Here is a 19220-nt window from a genome sequence, read left to right as displayed (position 1 = left end):
CTTATTTGCTTGGCATAGTCTTAGAAGACCACTTGATAGTGAACACCGGGTGGCTGACATTTTAAGAACCTACAGAGACGAGTTACCGTGAGCGAACAGACTGTGCAGACTCCGGCAAGCCCGCCCCACAAGGGCTCCCGCCCCCTCACTGCCCGCCAGAAAAAAATTTTGAGCGCCATTTCAAACGCGATTGACGAACATGGCTACCCGCCGTCCATGCGTGAGATTGGCGACCTCGTAGGCTTGGCTTCCCTCTCATCGGTCACCCACCAACTCTCTCGCCTCGAAGAAATGGGCTACATTAGGCGCGACCCCAAGCGTCCTCGCGCTATTGAAGTTCTCACCGGCGAGACCTCAACCGAAGAAGCAAAACCCGAAACCAGCGTCATCACCCTGCCGATTGTGCCCACCTTTGCGCAAACCGACGACAACCTAGCCACCGTCCCCCTGGTGGGCCGCATTGCTGCTGGCTCCCCTATCGCCGCTGAGCAGGCTATCGAAGATGTGATGACGCTGCCCCGCCAGCTAGTCGGCCAGGGTGACCTTTTCATGCTGCGGGTCAAAGGCGATTCCATGGTCGATGCGGCAATCTGTGACGGCGACTGGGTCGTTGTGCGTGCCCAGAACACCGCCCAGAACGGCGATATCGTAGCGGCCCTGCTCGATGATGAGGCCACCGTCAAAACCTTCCGCCAGCGCGATGGCCACACCTGGCTGCTGCCCCAGAACACCCAGTACGAACCGATTCTGGGCGACACTGCCACCATCATGGGCAAGGTTGTTTCTGTTCTCCGCAGCCTCTAAGAGTCAGCTAGGTTCTTTACCACTTCTCAGGTACCCGCCCCACCCGACTCTCTCTTCACAGGCAAGAAAAATCAGCCCGGCCTTCACAGCCGGGCTGATTTTTCTCCCCAGTCTTTAGTCAATTGACTGTTTGAGGCGCTCCAAGGCACCGACCACAACATCCTTACGCGTAGTGGTCCAGAAGGGCGGCAGAGACTTCACCAGGTATGAGCCGTACCTCTGGGTAGCAATACGGGAATCAAGGACGGCCACGACTCCCCTGTCACCGACCGACCGCACCAGGCGGCCGGCGCCCTGGGCCATGCGTACCGCCGCGTGGTAGGCAGACACAGCCATAAAGCCGTTACCGCCAGCAGCTGCTACTGCCCGGGTACGCGCCTGCGACAGTGGATCGTCGGGGCGGGGGAAAGGAATACGGTCCATCATGACCAGGCGGCAGGAGTCGCCAGGAACATCCACACCCTGCCAGAGACTCATGGTGCCGAAAAGGCAGGAATCGGTGTCCTCGGTGAACTCCTGCACCAGGGCGCGCAGAGACGACTCCCCCTGCAGAAGAATGTTCAGGTCGGTGCGCTCCCGCACGTACTCGGCAGCCAGCTCGGCCCCGCGCTTAGAGGAAAAGAGCCCCAGCGCGCCGCCACCCGAAGCGGTCACAAGCTCAACGATACGGTCCAGCTGCTCTACCGAAACTCCCCGCCCAGGTTTAGGCAGGTCAGAGGCTAGATACAGCACGCCCTGTTTGGGGTAGTTAAAGGGAGACCCCACATCGATACCGTCCCAGCGCGGAGCGTCCTTACCCATCAGCCCCAGGGCACCAGCGGCGGCATCAAAACTTTCTCCCACCGTCAGCGTCGCAGACGTCAGCACCACGGTGCGGTTTTCGAAAAGACCTTCTCGCAGATAACCGGCAACCGAGATAGGTGCAATGTTCAGGGTAGCGGGGTCATCGTCAGCTGCCGCCACATACCCCCTACCGGGCTCCCAGGAGCCGATACGAGAAACCCAAATAACCTGATAGAGCGGGTCAGCGGTCAGCATCTTTTCTGAGGTTTCGTGCACCTCGGTCAGGGCGGCACGCGCCATCTGGCGGCCGGCGTCGCCGTCCTTGTCCCCGCTCTTCGTATCGGTGAGGGCCTGACGCGCCGCATCGCGCACGCGTTCCATGGCAGCGGCAACCCGGTCAGGCAAGCCCTTGGGCGTCATCTCAGCGGGTACCCCATTGAGAGAGTCGTCAAGGGCGAGCGCTGCCTGTTCGAGTGCCTTGTGATCAGCGTCCGTGTGCCGCTTGAGGCTGCGGGCAACCTTGGTAATAGCGGCCGGTGATAGTGCCCCGGTGACGGCGCCGGTGACGCGGTCAGCCAGTTCGTGGGCCTCGTCGATGATGGCGATGTCGTGGTCGGGCAGCACCGCAGCACCCTCAAAGGCGTTGATAGCGAGAAGGGCGTGGTTGGTAATGACGATATCTGATTCAGCAGCCCGGGTTCGAGCCATCTCGCTGAAGCACTCTTCAACCAGGGGGCACTTTTTGCCCAGGCATTCTGAGGCGGTGACGGCTACCTGCCGCCAGGCCTTATCGCTTACGCCTGGCAGCAGCTCGTCACGGTCGCCGGTGTCGGTGGTTTGTGCCCATTCGCGAAGGCGCACCACCTCTTCCCCCAGTTTTCCGGAGGGGCCGGTGGAGCCGGTGGCGGCGTCCATATCGAAGAGGGCGTCGCCGTCGTCCTCGGGGTAGCCGCCTTCAAGCTTGTGCAGGCAGACGTAGTTGTTGCGGCCCTTGAGAATAGCGACGTCGGTTTCGTGCTCGGGTTCATCACCCAGAGATTCCAGCAGGCGCGGAATATCGCGATTAACAATCTGCGATTGCAGGGCCAGGGTTGCGGTAGCCACCACGATAGGTTTTTCTGCTGTTTGGGCAGCGTGAATGGCAGGTACCAGGTAGCCCAGGGACTTACCGGTGCCGGTGCCAGCCTGCACCAGCAGGTGTTTTTCGGTGTCGAGGGCGCGGGCTACGTGGGCTGCCATAGTACGCTGGCCGTCGCGCTTCTGGCCGCCGGAACGCTCCACGACGGTGTCGAGGAGCTGTAGGACGGGTTTGGCTCCGGGCAGGGTCTCTAGCTCCTGCCCGGTGGGTGCGGTGACGTGGTCGTTCATGCGCGCTGGGTCTCTACTGCCCCTGAGGCGATAGCTTCGTCGATTTCAGGTTGCAGTACCTCAAGAAGGTCTTCTTCGAGCACGTACTCAGCGAGGTCAGAGGCTACTTCTTCGCGGACCAGGGCCTGCACATAGGTACCGTCTTGCACAAAGGCAGTACGCAGGATCTCGGCGTCCCACTCGTGCAGGCGGGACACCACGCCACCTGCTGAGAAGGGTACCAGCAGGTTGAGCTCAATCGAGGGGCGGGGAATGGTGTCCGCAATCTTCTGCTGTAGCTCCTCAATTCCCTCACCGGTGCGAGCCGAGACCACAACGTGGTTGGGTTCCTTCTGCCGCAGGCGCTCAATGACGAAGGGGTCAGCGGCATCGGCCTTGTTGAGCACGATGATTTCGGGGATGTTCTGGGCATCAACCTCGGTGATGACCTGGCGGACAGAGTGAATCTGCCCCTCGGGGTCGGGGTGGGAGACATCCACAACGTGAACGATTACATCAGCGTCGGCAACTTCCTCAAGGGTTGAGCGGAAGGCCTCCACTAGCTGGGTGGGGAGGGCGCGCACAAAGCCGACGGTGTCAGAGAGGGTGTAGCCCACGCCGTCCGGAGTCTGGGCCTTGCGTACGGTGGGGTCGAGGGTCGCAAAGAGGGCGTTCTCGACCAGCACGCCGGCGTCGGTGAGGCGGTTGAGCAGGGAGGACTTACCGGCGTTGGTGTAACCGGCAATAGCTACGGACGGCACCCGGTTACGCTTGCGGTTCAGGCGCTTGGTTTCGCGGGCAGGAGCCATGGCCGCGATCTCTCGCTTGAGCTTGGCCATGCGGGCGCGTAGGCGGCGGCGGTCCATTTCGATTTTGGTTTCACCGGGGCCGCGGGAACCGATACCTTCACCACCGGCGGCACGGCCACCAGCCTGACGGGACAGCGAGGCACCCCAGCCGCGCAGACGCGGCAGCATGTATTCGAGCTGGGCCAGCTCAACCTGGGCCTTACCTTCACGCGACTTAGCGTGCTGGGCGAAGATATCAAGAATCAGGGCGGTCCGGTCAATGACCTTGACCTTGACGATATCTTCAATGGCTCGGCGCTGGGAGGGGGCCAGTTCGGCGTCCACAATCACGGTATCGGCGCCGGATGCCTCAACAATGTCTTTGAGTTCGAGCACCTTGCCGGAGCCCAGGTAGGTGCCCGGGTCGGGCTTCAGACGACGCTGCACCAGACCGTCCAGAACCTCAGAACCCGCAGTCTCAGCTAGAGCGGCCAGCTCGCGCAGGGAGTTTTCGGCTTCTTCCAGGGTGCCCTCAGACCAAACACCTGCCAGCACAACGCGTTCAAGGCGCAGCTGGCGGTATTCAACTTCGGTGACGTCATCGAGTTCGGTCGATAGACCGGCCACTCGGCGCAGAGCACGGCGCTCTTCAAGGTCCTGCTGGTCACCATCGTATTCAGAGTGTTCGCGCTGGTTATTAGAGAGTTCGCGGGCCCTTTCATCGAGCACGCTACCGTTGGCCTGAGCCCGCCCCAGCACGCGGTCTACCGTGAGTCTCAGCTGTTCGTCTGAGGGAAGTTTGGGGTCATTGCTGGGGGTTGAAGTCTCGGTCATAGTACCTTTCGAGGTGGTTTGAGGCGTCCTTCTATTCTAGCTTTTACACGGCAATAAGGGCAGGGGGCTTAGCGTAGAATGAACGTCTATGAGTAGCGCGCACTATTTTTCTGAAAACCCCACCGGAGATTTCTTACCCCAGCCCCTTTCTGTGGAGCTGGGCGGACGCCGGGTGCAGGTCCTCACCGCCCCCGGAATTTTCAGCCCGGGTGGGGTGGATAAGGGAACCCGTATTCTTCTGGATGAGGCCCCCGCTCCGCAGGGGGCGCGCCTGCTCGATATCGGTTGCGGCTGGGGCCCTATTACCCTGTCCCTAGCTATGGCAGCGCCCGATGCCCAGGTCTACGGGGTTGAGGTTAACTCCCGCTCAGCTAAGCTCACCGAGATGAACGCCGAGCGGCTGGGGCTGACCAATGTGACGGTATCTGCGCCCGAGGCCCTCGATGAGTCCCTGACCTTCGACACCATCTGGTCTAATCCGCCTATCCGGGTGGGCAAGGACGTCCTACACGGCATCATGCACACCTGGCTGCCCCGCCTGGCCCCCGGGGGTGCCACCTACCTGGTCGTGCAGAAGAACCTGGGGTCAGACTCCCTACAGAAGTGGCTGGCCGCTGAGTTCCCCGAGTTGGAGGTAGGCCGTTACGCTACCTCAAAGGGTTTCCGCATTCTTGAGGTGCACCGCCCGGCGTAAAGCCAAAGGGGCGTCCTTCCACACGAAGGACGCCCCCTACTTCTTTATCCAGCTCAGCAGTACCTCGCCGGTCATGGCGGCCGAATTCCAGAATTCTGCATAATTTTCTTACGGGAACTCAAATTCAAAAGCTAGGAAAAAACTATCATATCTAAATCAGAATTCCTTAACTCGATATAGGATCTAACGATATCCCGATCGGAAAAAATCCCCAGAACAAGACTATCACCACATAATGTTTCATTAATATAATTAACATAGCAGTCCTCGGAAAAATTTACATTCTTCAGAATCTTAAAGTCAGAATTTAAAGCAACTATATCTGAATCAAAAAGCTTATGATGATTACGACACAACCATATCCCATTATTTGCATCGTTAGCAGCAAAAAACTTTTCTTCTAGTGTAATGCTGTCATCTCTGCGAATACTACCAACAGGCCAGATATGCGCTGCTTCGATTAGCTGCGGGATGGCACAGCTACACCACGAACACTTCTTTGCCCCATGGATATCCAGCATATCGGAAATAAAACTCGGTGACCGAAGATTTGGAACAGAATTTCTATCCTGCTGTAAAATATCTCGTCGAAGCTCTACATCAGATTTATCGTACGGAATCTGCTGCCAATCAAAAATTTCATGGACCGATTCAGGCAATTCAGTAAGTGAATTATCAGATATTTCGTAAACAATTATCCCTCTGCCTGCTTCAATGAGCGACCTGCAAGACAAAGCCAGAAGCATCGATTCGTATTTATTAGCACCGAATGTTTTTGCATAAATTTCGATTTTTGAGCCAGCGCCTAAGATGATGTTCGTAGACCTGTTCTTCTTATTCTTCTCTCTTATCAGGTTTTTAGCAGTGATTAGCTCAAGAACATTAACAAAGGCATCAGTAGAAACATAACTCGGGGGATTTAAAACCTTTATACCAATCGTAGAAATTACTCTAAACATAAATTTAGCATAATCTGTATCAAAGGTGCCCTTTTCATGAACAAAGTAGTATGCAAGTTTCTTTTTATATGAAGAAAATTCTGATCTATTTTCCAATTGGAACATAGCATAAACAGCACTCCCCAATGTCTGAAATGGAGAATTTCTTGAAGTAACTGAACGCGGAGTAAATGTCACGATAGTAATTGTATCTTTATATATTAGATACAGGAGACGTCCTTGATTATAAGAGAAAGAATCAAAAGGATGGTCACCACCGGAGTCAATGAAGCTCACCTCGTATTTTTCTGCACCAGTCAATCTACGAGTTAAATCTTTCAGGACTTCTTCAGTAAATATATCTTCTGCCAGTTCTTTAGTCCGTGCAGTTTGCTGAAAATTATTTCGTACATAAATTTTTGCGTTCTCACTCATGGTAGTTCATCACCAACAATTCATTACGCCTGGACCCAGCATGACCCCTAATACCATCCAATTTATAGATTTTAAATGAATGGTTATTAAGCCAATTAATAAAATAGTCATTTTTAATACCTTTATGGCTATCCACATAAGATAGCATCCACCTGCTGTGTCCTAGTTTTCCGGTTAAAACATCAAAAAATTCAACTTCTAATTTTTTATTCCATCCTTTAAAACCTCGACTTCCATCGTTATAACTTCCAGTTGTTAGTAGATATGGTGGATCAAAATAGTAAAACGGATTCCCGGAAAACGGGTACTTGATCAAATTAGAGTAATCATTTGAAAAAAATTTTACTTCAGATTGTTTGATTCTTCTTGAAAAACTAATAAATTTTTCAAGCATACGATCATTGAACCAACGCATGCCTATAGGATTATTAAACTCCATCGCTGAATTAAATCTAATTTGCTGATTAAAACCATACATAATTAGAACAAAGAGCATCCTCGGATCACGTTGAGGAATTGGTGTAGAGTTATACTTTTCACGAAGGAAAGCGTAGCCTCCAGAGTCTATATCTAAAAGGTTATACTGCTTCTCCAGCTTCCTAATATACTTTATATACTCGTAGGTATCATATTTTTTGAAAGATTCAATAAGACTAACAACAAAAGGATTAATGTCATTATATATAAGGGAAGACGCTTCAATATTAATGCCTACATTAAATCCGCCTCCAAAAACATCTACAAAAGTGTCCATCTTTCCAGCAGGGAGTGATTCTATAATTTCATCAATTATATTAAACTTATTTCCAGTATAATTCAGAGGCGACTGGTAGCGAATATTTTCGGATTTCTTGAGCTCGCCATAGAAAATATACTCTTCATGATTTTTTCTTGGTTTGTTTTTCCAGTTTGAGTAATTTTTGTATGGAATAACCTTAAGATCGATAGTTCCGTCTACGCAGTGTCGTTTAAGGCACGACATAATATAGTCTTTCGACATTAAACCATCTGAGCTATAGCTCAGAAAAACATGATTTGCTTTTGTCTGGGACAATATATATTCAAATAGAATATGTGCTTTTATGTCCTTCGACCAATCTGAACGCATCGGCCCAGTAGGACGCGACCCAGTGATTCTACTGATTTCAGGAGAATCATATTTTGAAATTGTTTCAAGTAGATGATACTGAGTACCGTATTGATTCTGAGTGTAGGGTGGATCCAGGTACAATATATCACATTCAACAGAACTGATGATTGTTTCCAGAAAACTATTTTTTACCTCAACGTCCACAGATTCTGTGTTCGGTGGAAAATGCGATAGATGTAATTTTTTATGGGCTCGTGAATCCCATCTCTTTAGATATGCTCCATAAACACCTGCAACATTTGATACCTTAGATACTGCTTCTACTAAACATGAAATAAGGTAATGTCTTTGTTGAACATCTATCAGATTATCTTCATACCAGGTATCAATTGTCCCGCGAACATAATCGATTCGTTTAGCATTATAATTTGTGAAATACATCCGCCCGGATTCTAAAGGAGCATAATTTTTATAGATAAATCCCTCAGAAACTGCATCACTATTATTTAGATAGTCGATCGGGTCGAAGCCCAATGACTCCCAGTTGTAAACGTTTCCTTCGATATTAGATTTAGCATACCAGGCCGAGCACTCCAAGCTATCATTAACGATGATCTTACCAACACTTCCCGCAATAACTTTGGCCACCGCTCCTGTGCCTGAAAATGCATCAAAAAAAGTATATTCTTTCCTCATGGGAATTTTTTTAGCCATAAAATATTTTATTTCATCAGCTAAGCTTTCCTTGTTTCCAAGATATCTCACTCGTATGTCTCTCTCATCTATTTAAAGGCTTTCTCCGTTGAGGCTTATTCATAAGAGTAGGTGAAGCAGGCTCACAGCGAAGCTGCTGGCTCGGTGGCTGGCGCGAATCGCTCAGTGAGCGAAGCGAACCGGACGAGAGGGTCGCAGCGAGCGTGAGCCTGCGAAACCCATTATGAATAAGCCTCGTTATAGCAGCACCTTGCCGGTCATGGCGGCAGGGCCTGCCAGGACAACGTGTTCGAGGTTGTCGGGGCCCAGCACAAAGGTGACGGCGAGGGTTCCACCGGGTACGCGGACCAGCCACTCGTCGGGGGCGTCCTCACCACCCCAGAAACGGGTAGCGGCAGCGGCGGCGCAAGCACCGGTACCGCAGGAAAGGGTCTCACCAACTCCGCGTTCGTGTACGCGCATGCGGATGGAACCGATGTTTTCGGTGGCGGGGTCACCGTCCTCTGCTGAGATTTCTTCGGGGACGACGAACTCTACGTTGGTGCCTTCAGGCGGGTTGGGTGAAACCTTGGGGGCCTCGTGCAGGTTCAGCCCGTCAAGCTTGCCGTCGGTGCCCAGCATGACGACGGTATGGGGGTTGCCCATAGTAATGGAGAGGGCACCGCGGGGAGTGCGTAGGCCCTTGGCGGTCACCTGGGCGTCGGTGCCGTTATCGCGGGCCATGTCACCGTTGATGAAGCCCCAGGGGCCCATGTCGATGGCGTAGCCGTCCTCGGTGCGTCCCACAGCCTTAATACCGGCGCGGGTGGCAATCAGCAGGCGTCCGCCCTCTTCAAGCTCAACCAGTTTTTCGGCCAGCAGGTAGTCAACGAAGGCGCGCACGCCGTTGCCGCACATCTCGGCAATGGAGCCATCGCCGTTGCGGTAGTCCATGAACCAGATAGCTTCGGGGGCCTCTTCCAGCAGGTGGGAGGCAAAGTCCAGGTGTTCGGTCTTGACCGCGCGAATAAAGCCGTCGGCCCCGATGCCGAAGTGGCGGTCGGTCACCTTGGCAATGAGCTCAGCCGACAGGTCGAGCTTAGCTTCGGGGTCGGTGACGAAGATGAAGTCGTTACCGGTTGCCTGCCCCTTGGTGAGAGTCTTGCCGGTCAAATCGCCCCAGACGGGGGTTTCTACGGTGTGGGTTGCCACGGGTTTTGCCTTTCCGTTGTGGGGCGCTTTTTCTTCTTAGTCTAGTGCCTGGTGGCCCTTGATGATCGCCAGGGCCTCGGTGAGCAGATCGGGGCTGGACCAGTCAAGCCAGTGCACCCGCTCATCTGCCCTGAACCAGGTGAGCTGGCGGCGGGCGAACTGGCGGGTGGCGGTGACGGTATCTTCAACTGCCTGGGCGACAGAATATTCCTCACCGGCAGGCAGCAAGCCGCGGGAGGCGTCCAGAACCTTGAGAAATTCCCGGTAGCCGATGGCGGCCGGGGCCGTTTTGCCCCGGCGCAGTCCCCTGGCTTCGAGGGCTTCTACCTCGGCCAGCAGCCCGGCTTCTTCCATGGCAACGACCCTCTGGTGCAGCCGCTGGTGCAGCCGGGCACGGTCACCGTTGAGACCAATTTGCAGGGCAGGCTGGTGGTAGGTGCGGGTGGGCATGAAGGACGAGAAGGGGCGACCGGTCACCTCAAAGACCTCAAGGGCGCGCACCAGGCGGCGGTCATCCTTGACCCGCTCGGCAGATTCTGGGTCGACCGTGCGCAGGCGCTCCAGTAGGGGGCCGGGGCCGGACGCCGCCAGCTCAGCTTCCAGCCGAGCCCGCACCGCCGGGTCGGTTTCGGGAAATTCCAAAACGTCTAGGGCAGCGCGCACATACAGACCGGATCCACCGACCAGAATCGGGTAGTTCCCGCGAGCGCGAATCTCATCAAAAATCTGCCGGGCCTGGGACTGGAAGGTAGCGACCGAGGCTTCCTCCGTGACATCGAGGGTGTCAAGCAGGTGGTGGGGAACCCCCCGCATTTCTTCGGCAGTGACCTTGGCGGTGCCGATATCCATACCCCGGTAGAACTGCATGGAATCGGCGTTGACGCACTCCCCTCCCAAAGCCCGTGCCAGCTCGATAGCGAGGGCGCTTTTACCTGAGCCGGTGGGGCCCACCACGGCGATGATGGGCAGGGAGCTGCTGGCGGCGTCCTTCTCTGTCATGGGTTAGAGGGCGGGCTTGAAGGTGGGGAAGCCCAGGGAAACCGGGGTGCCGGGAACCTGGGTGGTACCGGTACCGCAGGAGTCGGCCTGGGCACGGTCCCAGGCGTCACCGGCGCGGGAGCGGCGTACCGAGTACTGGTCAGCGGTGGGGTCAGAAATCAGGTGGAAGGAACCAGCCTCGGTGATGGGCAGGGTGACCAGGTCGCCGGGGCGGGGCACCTCGCAGCCTTCGGGCACAGTAAAGTGCACCAGGCGCTGGTCGCGGGCGCGGCCCGACAGGCGGCCGGTTTCTTCGGCCTTACGCCCTGACTCTGCGGTAACCATCAGCTCAACGGTCTTACCCAGCTGCTTACGGTTTTCTTCACCGGCAATGCGGTCCTGTAGGGCGATCAGACGCTCGTAGCGTTCCTGCACCACGGCCTTGGGCACCTGGTTGGGCATGGTCGCTGCCGGAGTGCCGGGGCGAATCGAGTACTGGAAAGTAAAAGCGGACGAGAAACGGGACTCCTCCACCACGCGCAGGGTCTCCTGGAAGTCCTCTTCGGTTTCGCCGGGGAAGCCGACAATAATATCGGTGGTGATGACGGCATCGGGGATGCGCTCGCGCACCTTCTCCAGGATGCCCAGGAACTTCTTGGAGCGGTAGGAGCGCTTCATGTCTTTGAGCACCTTGTCAGAGCCGGACTGCAGGGGCATGTGCAGTACGGGCATAACGTTGGGGGTTTCAGCCATTGCGTCGATGACGTCGTCGGTGAACATGGCCGGGTGGGGGGAGGTAAAACGGACGCGCTCCAGCCCCTCAATCTCGCCGCAGGCTCGCAGCAGCTTCGAAAAGGCCTGACGGTCGCCAAAGCCCACACCGTAGGAGTTGACGTTCTGGCCCAGCAGGGTCACTTCGATAGCGCCGTCGTCGACTAGGGCCTGTACTTCTGCCAGGATTTCGCCGGGGCGGCGGTCTTCTTCCTTACCGCGCAGAGAGGGCACGATGCAGAAGGTACAGGTGTTGTTGCAGCCCACCGAGATAGAGACCCAGCCGGAGTACACGTGGTCGCGCTTGGTCGGCAGGGTGGAGGGGAAAACCTCCAGGGCCTCCAGCAGCTCAGCCTGGGCCTCGTTGTTATGACGGGCGCGCTCAAGCAGGGTGGGCAGGGATCCGATGTTGTGGGTACCGAAGACCACGTCGACCCAGGGGGCCTTCTTCAGAATGACGTCCTGGTCTTTCTGCGCCAGGCAGCCACCTACGGCAATCTGCATGCCCTCGTTCTCACGCTTGACCGGGGCGAGCTGGCCCAGGTTACCGTAGAGCTTATTATCGGCCTTTTCGCGCACGGCACAGGTGTTGAAAACGACCAGGTCGGGGGTGGTTCCCTCTTCTGCGGGCACATAGCCTGATGCTTCAAGCAGGCCGCTCATGCGCTCTGAATCGTGTACGTTCATCTGGCAGCCGAAGGTACGCACCTCGTAGGTGCGGGTTTTGGGTGCTGCCACGGGCTTGTCGGTGTTCACGTCAATACTCACCCGTACAGTCTACTAGGTTGCTATTCTGGGCTCTATGCCGGTTCGCCCTTCTCCCTCATTCTTTGCATCACGTGCCGCCCAGGCTGCGAGCGCCTACTCCCCTAGTGCGGTGGAGCAGCCCGTAGATTCCCCCGCTTTTTTGCGTCTGCTGGCCGGGCTTTTAGAGCGTTCTGTGGAGCTGACCGGCGTTCAGGTTGCTAGTGCCCAGATTTTGTCGAGCGGGATGCGGTCGGTGGTTGTTCGGGTGCGGGATCATCGCGGGGCGAGCTGTGTGCTCAAGTATTTTCGCCGCAAGGATTCAGCCCGCAACTCTGGCGGTTTTGGCTACCTGCGCGAAAAACACGGCCTTGCTGCCCTGGAGCAGGTCGCACCGGGGCTCTACCCCCGCCTGTTGGCCGCTGACGACGCTAATCGCCTACTGATTCTTGAGGACGTCACCGGCGGCGCCTCATCCGCTATCAGCTTAGGTGAACTGCTGCTGTCGTCCGGGGCGGACGCCGCACCCCGGCAGGCCCTGGACGCTTGGGTAGATACCTGGGCTAGCATTCTGGGCTCTCCCGCCCAGGCTGCCGCCCAGGCATCTTTTGCCGCTGAGCTTGCGAGCGCTGACACGCGGGCGTCCGCACCAGGGTCCCTGCCCTCACCCCAGCTTGCCTTCAAGGGCCTGCACCTGTTGGTCGAGAGGGAAGGTGTGCCCGTGGGGTCGGTTGAGTTCACGCAGATGGAGCAGGCCGTGGAGGGCATTATCTACCCGGCGCCGAGTGAGAGGGTGCTGTCGTCCGGCGATTTTTCTCCGGCCAATCTGCTGCAGCAGGCGGCCCCTGGGTCGGGGGTTCGCGGTATCGACGCTGAGGGCACCTGCTGGCACCACTGGGCGTTACCGGTGGCTGAGCTCCTGCTGGGCTTCCCGTCCTGGCCTGAGGGGCCACTACCGCAAGCAGTATTAAGCAGCCTGACCTGGCACACAAAAACCCAAGAATTCTACGAGCGAGTCTCACCCCAGCCCCAGGCAGCTTTTGATCACGATCAGCACGTGGCTTCGGCGGTTCTCACCCTCCAAGCAATCTTAACGGAACAAACTGTCGGGCATAAGCAGTCACAATAGCTCTTATTTTGCCCCGCCGGGAGTACTATCTACTTCAGTACCTCACACTGTACGCACCCTTCTTATGTTCCCCTACCCTAAGGATTTCCATGTCCTCGTCCGCTCCGTCAGGGTCAGTCGCTTATCAGCGCCCTGCCCCAACCCTCAGTGTCCTCCAAGGCATCGCCCTCATCTTCGGCACCAATATTGGCGCGGGCATCCTCAGCCTGCCCTACGCCGCCCGCAACGGTGGTTTCCTGGCGCTCGCCATTGCCCTCACCATTGCTGGTTTGCTGACTACCTTCTCTATGATGTACATCGCCGAGGTTTCTCAGCGCACCAAAGAACCACTACAGCTCTCAGGCCTAGCAGAAAAGTACCTGGGTCAGGCCGGCCGCTGGGTCATCTTCGCTGCTATCATGGTCAACTCCATCGGTGCACTCATAGCCTACGCCGCAGGCTCAGGCTCTCTGCTCAACAATCTCACCGGTTTACCACAGCTCGCTGGAACCCTACTTTTCTTCGCGCTTGGCTCCTTCATCATGTTTAAGGGTCTACACGCCACCGGTCTTGTCGAAGGGCTCATTACCACGGGCATGGCAGCGATCATTCTTGCCCTCTCACTCTGGACTATTCTTGGCCCCGGCATTACTCTCTCCAACCTGGTAGAGTTGCACCCCTTCTTCATCGTGCCAATTATGAACCTAGCGGTCTTCACCTTTATGGCTCAGTACGTTGTCCCTGAGCTGGTACGCGGACTTGGCGACGCCAACCCCAAGGCTATCCCCACCGCTCTCGTTGGCGGCATGTCAGCCACCGGTTTCACCCTCGCTCTGGTTCCCTTTGTCGCGCTGGGCCTGCTCGGTGATAACGTCTCTGAGGTTGTCACGCTCTCCTGGGGTGAAGCCCTGGGCCCTCTTGCCTACTACCTGGCTAACATCTTTGCCCTGCTGGCAATGTTTACCTCTTTTGTAGCTATCGGCTACACCGCTATGCGTAATATCCTCGATATCACTCGCTGGGAAGAACACGGACCGCTTCGTATCGCCGCTGTTGGCCTGACCGTTTTGCCCCCGCTGGCTATCTCAATTGCCGGTCTAGGCGGTTTCGTTTCTGCCCTATCATACGCCGGCGGCTTTGCCGGTGCTGCTATGTCTATCCTCCCGGTGCTCATGCTTCGAGCCGCCCGTAAAAAGGGCGAGCTAGAACCTGTCTGGACAGTGACCTGGCAAGCTCACCCCATTGCCCAGGGGATTCTCATTGTGACCTATACGGTTGCCTTTATCTACTCGGTTGCCGCTATTTTTGGTCTACTGCCCAACGGCTGGTCGTAAACCTGCCGCAGGCCATATCAGACTGGGGCGCACGGTACATACCTCTGTACCGTACGCCCCTGTTTTTAGTCATAGTAGGAATAGCTATCCTGTGCGGTCATGCCCATCTCTTGAGCGTAACTCTCGACCTCTTCGCGCACCACGCTAAAAGCTAGGCCCGCCGGGTAGCCCTTGCGACCCAGCATAGCCACCAGGCGGCGCATGACCTTCTCTTTCTCAGCCCTGTCCCCCAGGTCCATTGAGGGACGCAGTTTTTTGCGCACCAGCTCGTGGGCGTCGGCGCGCTCATCCTCCTCGGTGCGCTGCTCCAGAGCTATTTCGGCAAGCTCACCCTCAACCCCCTTGGTTTTCAGCTCCCGCCGGATAGCCGACCGCGACAGCTTCTTCACGTTCATTCGAGTTCGCACATACATGTCAGCGAACTCAGCGTCGTTAATCAGGTTGACCGCCTCAAAACGGTTCAGGATATCCTCAATAACCTCCGCCGAGATTTCTTTCTCAACCAGCTTTTTCTCCAGCATGGCCCGGGACTTAGGCGACGCAGCAAGCTGATTCAGCACAATATTTTTAGCCCGCGTAAATTCACTCTCCGGCTCCTTACCGGCGCGGCCTCTCTTCTCAGGCATAGGAGTGATCCCCTGCACCAACATCTCTTCGTCGGTGACCGGCTCGTTCAGGGCTGAGCCTTCACAGAAGAGGGGCTGCGAGCGCTTGCGCTGGGGAGTTTCGTTCTCTGGGGCGGACGCCGCCCCGATAGCGGGTGCGAAGGGCGAGCGGGCAGCGTATTTGGCGGGCGGCTTGCGGAACCCTTTTTTGAGGTTGGGGTTACGACGGCGGGTGTATTTGCCCTGACGGGCTGGTTCCGCAGCCTCGGCTACTTCCCCACCGTCACGGTTACTACCCGCTGCGGCTGAGGCTTTGCCGGTATAGGGGGTAGCGGTTTGCGTGCTGGCGTAGGCGCCAGACTCCCCCGGCAGGTCCTGGGTCAGACCCTGTGCCGCCGGGTGCCAGGCCGGGTACTCCTCAGGGGCAAGAAAATCTTCGGCTCGTGAGTTTTCTGCGCTCATATTCCCCTCCTACTACCTACATCGTGTCATGTCGAAAGCCGCCACTACCGGGGGCTTTTCCCGGTGGTGGCGGCTACTAGCTCGCTGTTATGAGTTTAGAAGTTCTCAGAGATGTCATCGAGCGGGTCGACAGAGGTGCTGGGCTCTACCTCGTCCAGTTCTTCCTCTTCACCCTCAATGATGCCGAGCTTGACCATGGTCTTGTACTTGATCTCTTCGGTCAGTTCGGGGTTGTCCTTGAGGAAACGGCGCACGTTTTCCTTACCCTGGCCCAGCTGATCGCCCTCATAGGTGAACCAGGCGCCGGACTTCTTGACCACGTTGTGCTCAACGGCGAGGTCAAGAATACCGCCTTCAACGGAGATACCCTCACCGTAGAGAATATCGAATTCAGCCTGCTTGAAGGGCGGAGCCATCTTGTTCTTGACGACCTTGGCGCGGGTACGGTTACCGATGGGGTTAGCGCCGTCCTTGAGGGTCTCAATACGGCGAATATCGATACGTACCGAGGCGTAGAACTTCAGGGCCTTACCACCGGTGGTGGTTTCGGGTGAGCCGAAGAAAACGCCGATCTTTTCGCGCAGCTGGTTGATGAAGATAGCGGTGGTGTTGGTTGCTGACAGGCGGCCGGTAATCTTACGCAGGGCCTGGGACATCAGACGAGCCTGCAGACCCACGTGGGAGTCACCCATCTCACCCTCAATTTCAGCGCGGGGCACCAGAGCGGCAACGGAGTCGACCACGATGATGTCGATGGAGCCAGAGCCCACCAGCATATCCATGATTTCCAGGGCCTGTTCACCGGTATCGGGCTGGGAGACCAGCAGGGCGTCGGTGTCTACACCCAGCTTGGCTGCGTAGACCGGGTCAAGAGCGTGTTCAGCATCGATAAAGGCTGCGATACCGCCGGCTTTCTGCACGTTAGCCACAGCGTGGAGGGCAACGGTGGTCTTACCAGAAGATTCAGGGCCGTAGATTTCTACCACGCGACCGCGGGGCAGACCACCAATGCCGAGGGCGGCGTCCAGGGCCAGAGCGCCGGTTGAAATAGTCTCGACCTTGCTGGCCTCGCGGTCTCCCAGGCGCATGACGGAGCCCTTGCCGTAGTTCTTATCGATCTGGGCAAGGACGGCCTCAAGTGCCTTTTCGCGCCCTTCGGCGGGCACCTGACCTACTGACTGCATGCGAGTTTTCGCTGCCATGTATGTTCCTCATTTCTTATCGCGGTACGAGAGTTCTTCTCTGGCTACCACGGTAATACCTAGGGCTGACACTTTAAGGGTTCAGCGCGAAGATTTTGAAAATCTGTGGATAACCCGGTTATGTGTCGCGGGCTGCCGGTCGTTTGTTCACAATCCTACAGGAATTCGAACACATTTTCTATTAAGTACGAACGATTTTCTAGCCTAGGGGCGCGGTTCAATATCGGGCCCCAGCTGCCGTTCCACAGGAACGTCCTGCACCCGGCAAATAGCCAGCCACACCTCGCGCACGTTGGCGCCGGCGTCCAGGGCTTGCTGGGCCGTCAAATCACCGAAGTCCCCGGGCACCAGATCACGGGCTAGATGGCGGGCATAGACCGGACCAAACTCATGGTCCATCGCCGCCCAAAATTCGCTGAGCTTCATCTTCTTCCTTCCCCCACAGTACACAGACACCACAGAACACAAAGAGAGCCGAGCCCTTGCGGGGCCCGGCTCCATCTCTTAGTTACCTAGAGAGCGAATCGTCTAGCGAGCTGCCAGGGGGCGCTCAACGGCGGGAATATCGCGGCTTGAGGTAGCGGCGATACCGTATTCGCGCTTGAACTGTTCTGAGAATTCAGCGGGCACGGTATCGGGTACCGAGAAGCCTTCTTCAACAGCCATACGGGCTGAGACTTCGGCCAGCATAGCTGAGAGGGAGATGTTCAGTGCCTGGCAGATGGAAGCCAACAGCTCTGATGAGGCTTCCTTCTGGCCGCGCTCGACCTCGCTGAGGTAGCCCAGTGACACTCGGGCTGAGTGGGAAACTTCGCGGAGGGTGCGGCCCTGGCGCTGGCGAACATCGCGCAGAACTTCGCCGATAGCGTGGCGGAGCAGGATTACTTTACCGGTGTCTTGGGCGGGGGCAGCGTTCTCAGTCTGACCCACATCCTTCCAACGGACGACACCGTTCACGGATACGGGCTGCTTAGTCATTTTTATACCAATCTCCTGGTTGTCATGCTCCCGTTATATCAGGAGCGGGTGTTATCAGCCTATCGCATGTTCGCGCTTTCGTCAGCTGACCTCAAGAATATTTCGTTTACTTACGACTTTTTCTTGTTACATCTATCTAAACCCACAGGGCTGTGTTTTCATTCCCTGTTAGCTGAAAAATTCATCTGAAAATTTTCTGGGAGCTTACTTAGCGGTTTCAGCAAGAAACTCTGCAAGCAGGTTCAAGGCATCGTGGGCGGCTTGGGCGCGAATTTCTGCCCGGTTGCCCGCATAGTTTTTTTCAAGCACGCGGACGCCCCCGCTCGCCGGGTGCGCTACGGCCAGGTAGACGCGCCCTACCGGTTTGCCATCGCAGGGCTCCGGCCCGGCAGCCCCGGTGGTGGCTACGCCGAAATCAGCTTCGCAGACCCGGGCGGCTCCCTGAGCCATGGCGATTGCGACGTCCGGATCTACCGCTCCCCGCTCAGCCAGCAAACCGGCAGGTACCCCCAGCACTGAGGCTTTGACCTCGGTAGCGTAGGAGATAACGCCACCCCGGTACACCGCAGATGCCCCGGGAACGGTGCAGATGAGCTGGCCCACCATACCCCCGGTCAGGGACTCTGCCGTTGCCAGCTGAGCACCGGCGTCCGCCCCCTTCTGCGCCGCATCGGCTGAGCGAGCTACCGCAGCGGCAACCAGGCGGGCAGCTGCGCGCTCAAGGTCCTGGGCACTTGTCTCTACCATGCCGGGCTACTTCCCCTGAGCCGCGAAGTAGTCGCGGCGCAGCTGCATGGCCTTGATGACGTAGTCGATACCGGTCACCACGGTCACAACCACCACAGCGGCCATCACCAGGTAGCCGGGCCACAGAGCCCAGGAGCCCAGCTGCCCCAGCGGGAGAATCATCAGCACCAGTGCCACCGTCTGCAGCACGGTCTTGAGCTTACCGCCCTTAGAGGCCGCCATGACCCCGTACTTGATGATGAACAGGCGCATCACCGTGATACCCCACTCGCGCACCAGAATGACGATGGTGACCCACCACCACAGCTCCCCCAACATAGACAGCACCACGAAGGCGGCACCGGTCAGCAGCTTATCGGCAATGGGGTCGGCAATCTTTCCGAAGCTGGTAATCAGGTTGTTCTTGCGGGCCAGGTAGCCATCGAGCCAGTCGGTGATCATTGCCAGTACGAACACAGCAGCTGCCCACCAGCGCAGGCTCAGGCTGGCCTCGCCATGGGGGCCGCCCGCCCAGAGGGCCCACACGAACAGGGGCACCATCAGTATGCGCAGGGCGGTCAGCGCATTGGGTATGTTCCAGTTTGAGGCGGTTGCGGTCTGGTCGGCCATGGTCTTCTCCTTAGGGTGGCATTGCCCCGCCGATGTGTGCGGGGCGGACGCCGTCGGTTGGGTC

Annotated in this window: 16 protein-coding genes and 1 pseudogene; 4 read left to right on the top strand and 13 right to left on the bottom strand. The window is 56.8% G+C overall.

Features of this window, described 5'->3' with window-relative positions; genetic code table 11:
- Positions 1 to 144: 144 nt before the first annotated feature.
- A pseudogene (gene lexA, locus ACRCJM_RS09420) lies at positions 145 to 804 on the top strand (transcriptional repressor LexA); the annotation flags it as partial.
- A gap of 114 nt (positions 805 to 918) precedes the next feature.
- Here the strand turns inward: lexA and ACRCJM_RS09415 are convergent.
- Together ACRCJM_RS09415 and hflX are read right to left on the bottom strand one after the other, a co-directional pair.
- On the bottom strand, positions 919 to 2955 hold the full coding sequence (locus ACRCJM_RS09415) for an ATP-dependent DNA helicase (protein ID WP_431464716.1): 2037 nt from the start codon (positions 2953 to 2955) through the stop codon (positions 919 to 921).
- The gene (gene hflX, locus ACRCJM_RS09410; protein ID WP_431464715.1) at positions 2952 to 4556 is read right to left on the bottom strand and encodes a GTPase HflX; all 1605 of its coding nucleotides are present in this window, start codon (positions 4554 to 4556) and stop codon (positions 2952 to 2954) included. The genes ACRCJM_RS09415 and hflX overlap by 4 nt, the downstream gene beginning before the upstream one ends.
- An 88-nt stretch (positions 4557 to 4644) precedes the next feature.
- Between hflX and ACRCJM_RS09405 the strand changes: the two genes are divergently transcribed.
- The gene (locus ACRCJM_RS09405; protein WP_431464714.1) at positions 4645 to 5250 is read left to right on the top strand and encodes a class I SAM-dependent methyltransferase; all 606 of its coding nucleotides are present in this window, start codon (positions 4645 to 4647) and stop codon (positions 5248 to 5250) included.
- A gap of 131 nt (positions 5251 to 5381) precedes the next feature.
- Here ACRCJM_RS09405 and ACRCJM_RS09400 read toward each other — a convergent pair whose 3' ends face one another.
- The 5 genes from ACRCJM_RS09400 to miaB form a co-directional block, all read right to left on the bottom strand.
- Positions 5382 to 6623 carry an HNH endonuclease gene (locus ACRCJM_RS09400; RefSeq protein WP_431464713.1) on the bottom strand — a complete coding sequence of 414 codons (1242 nt, stop codon included), beginning with the start codon at positions 6621 to 6623 and terminating at the stop codon, positions 5382 to 5384.
- Positions 6616 to 8478, bottom strand: a complete 1863-nt coding sequence (locus ACRCJM_RS09395; RefSeq protein WP_431464712.1) for a DNA adenine methylase — start codon at positions 8476 to 8478, stop codon at positions 6616 to 6618. Before ACRCJM_RS09395 ends, ACRCJM_RS09400 begins: the two co-directional genes overlap by 8 nt.
- Positions 8479 to 8664: 186 nt before the next feature.
- Positions 8665 to 9618, bottom strand: a complete 954-nt coding sequence (gene dapF / locus ACRCJM_RS09390; RefSeq protein WP_431464711.1) for a diaminopimelate epimerase — start codon at positions 9616 to 9618, stop codon at positions 8665 to 8667.
- A 36-nt stretch (positions 9619 to 9654) separates the two neighbouring features.
- Positions 9655 to 10617: a tRNA (adenosine(37)-N6)-dimethylallyltransferase MiaA gene (gene miaA / locus ACRCJM_RS09385; protein ID WP_431464710.1), complete on the bottom strand. Its 963-nt coding sequence runs from the start codon at positions 10615 to 10617 to the stop codon at positions 9655 to 9657.
- A 3-nt stretch (positions 10618 to 10620) separates the two neighbouring features.
- Positions 10621 to 12135 (bottom strand): tRNA (N6-isopentenyl adenosine(37)-C2)-methylthiotransferase MiaB, encoded by a 1515-nt coding sequence (miaB, locus tag ACRCJM_RS09380; protein WP_431464709.1) that lies wholly within the window; start codon positions 12133 to 12135, stop codon positions 10621 to 10623.
- Positions 12136 to 12169: 34 nt separating this feature from the next.
- Here miaB and ACRCJM_RS09375 point away from each other — a divergent pair, with 34 nt between their 5' ends.
- Both ACRCJM_RS09375 and ACRCJM_RS09370 read left to right on the top strand, forming a co-directional pair.
- Positions 12170 to 13240, top strand: a complete 1071-nt coding sequence (locus ACRCJM_RS09375; RefSeq protein WP_431464708.1) for a hypothetical protein — start codon at positions 12170 to 12172, stop codon at positions 13238 to 13240.
- A gap of 89 nt (positions 13241 to 13329) precedes the next feature.
- Positions 13330 to 14553: an aromatic amino acid transport family protein gene (locus ACRCJM_RS09370; protein WP_237236293.1), complete on the top strand. Its 1224-nt coding sequence runs from the start codon at positions 13330 to 13332 to the stop codon at positions 14551 to 14553.
- 65 nt (positions 14554 to 14618) lie between these two features.
- On the opposite strand, the gene ACRCJM_RS09365 is transcribed toward ACRCJM_RS09370, so the two are convergent.
- From ACRCJM_RS09365 to pgsA, 6 genes are all read right to left on the bottom strand, one after another.
- A complete protein-coding gene (locus ACRCJM_RS09365) occupies positions 14619 to 15620 on the bottom strand; it encodes a regulatory protein RecX (protein ID WP_431464707.1) in 1002 nt (333 codons plus the stop codon).
- A 95-nt stretch (positions 15621 to 15715) separates the two neighbouring features.
- A complete protein-coding gene (gene recA, locus ACRCJM_RS09360) occupies positions 15716 to 16822 on the bottom strand; it encodes a recombinase RecA (protein ID WP_185173268.1) in 1107 nt (368 codons plus the stop codon).
- 204 nt (positions 16823 to 17026) lie between these two features.
- A complete protein-coding gene (locus ACRCJM_RS09355; protein WP_185173269.1) occupies positions 17027 to 17248 on the bottom strand; it encodes a DUF3046 domain-containing protein in 222 nt (73 codons plus the stop codon).
- Between the two features lie 102 nt (positions 17249 to 17350).
- Complete coding sequence (locus tag ACRCJM_RS09350; RefSeq protein ID WP_237186848.1) at positions 17351 to 17800, bottom strand: helix-turn-helix domain-containing protein; 450 nt, start codon at positions 17798 to 17800, stop codon at positions 17351 to 17353.
- Positions 17801 to 18004: 204 nt separating this feature from the next.
- A complete protein-coding gene (locus ACRCJM_RS09345) occupies positions 18005 to 18547 on the bottom strand; it encodes a CinA family protein (protein ID WP_431464706.1) in 543 nt (180 codons plus the stop codon).
- 6 nt (positions 18548 to 18553) lie between these two features.
- Positions 18554 to 19156 carry a CDP-diacylglycerol--glycerol-3-phosphate 3-phosphatidyltransferase gene (gene pgsA / locus ACRCJM_RS09340; protein WP_431464705.1) on the bottom strand — a complete coding sequence of 201 codons (603 nt, stop codon included), beginning with the start codon at positions 19154 to 19156 and terminating at the stop codon, positions 18554 to 18556.
- Between the last annotated feature and the right edge of the window lie 64 nt (positions 19157 to 19220).

Source organism: Rothia sp. L_38 (genome assembly GCF_050689125.1).
In the GTDB taxonomy this organism is placed as follows: domain Bacteria; phylum Actinomycetota; class Actinomycetes; order Actinomycetales; family Micrococcaceae; genus Rothia.
This window is presented reverse-complemented; position numbering and strand designations above follow the sequence as displayed.

Excerpts from the sequence above, each read along its gene's own strand:
- ACRCJM_RS09415 (WP_431464716.1), bottom strand. The coding sequence starts at position 2,955 with ATGAACGACCACGTCACCGCACCCACCGGGCAGGAGCTAGAGACCCTG.
- hflX (WP_431464715.1), bottom strand. The coding sequence starts at position 4,556 with ATGACCGAGACTTCAACCCCCAGCAATGACCCCAAACTTCCCTCAGAC.
- ACRCJM_RS09405 (WP_431464714.1), top strand. The coding sequence starts at position 4,645 with ATGAGTAGCGCGCACTATTTTTCTGAAAACCCCACCGGAGATTTCTTA.
- ACRCJM_RS09400 (WP_431464713.1), bottom strand. The coding sequence starts at position 6,623 with ATGAGTGAGAACGCAAAAATTTATGTACGAAATAATTTTCAGCAAACT.
- miaA (WP_431464710.1), bottom strand. The coding sequence starts at position 10,617 with ATGACAGAGAAGGACGCCGCCAGCAGCTCCCTGCCCATCATCGCCGTG.
- ACRCJM_RS09375 (WP_431464708.1), top strand. The coding sequence starts at position 12,170 with ATGCCGGTTCGCCCTTCTCCCTCATTCTTTGCATCACGTGCCGCCCAG.
- ACRCJM_RS09370 (WP_237236293.1), top strand. The coding sequence starts at position 13,330 with ATGTCCTCGTCCGCTCCGTCAGGGTCAGTCGCTTATCAGCGCCCTGCC.
- ACRCJM_RS09365 (WP_431464707.1), bottom strand. The coding sequence starts at position 15,620 with ATGAGCGCAGAAAACTCACGAGCCGAAGATTTTCTTGCCCCTGAGGAG.
- recA (WP_185173268.1), bottom strand. The coding sequence starts at position 16,822 with ATGGCAGCGAAAACTCGCATGCAGTCAGTAGGTCAGGTGCCCGCCGAA.
- ACRCJM_RS09355 (WP_185173269.1), bottom strand. The coding sequence starts at position 17,248 with ATGAAGCTCAGCGAATTTTGGGCGGCGATGGACCATGAGTTTGGTCCG.
- ACRCJM_RS09350 (WP_237186848.1), bottom strand. The coding sequence starts at position 17,800 with ATGACTAAGCAGCCCGTATCCGTGAACGGTGTCGTCCGTTGGAAGGAT.
- ACRCJM_RS09345 (WP_431464706.1), bottom strand. The coding sequence starts at position 18,547 with ATGGTAGAGACAAGTGCCCAGGACCTTGAGCGCGCAGCTGCCCGCCTG.
- pgsA (WP_431464705.1), bottom strand. The coding sequence starts at position 19,156 with ATGGCCGACCAGACCGCAACCGCCTCAAACTGGAACATACCCAATGCG.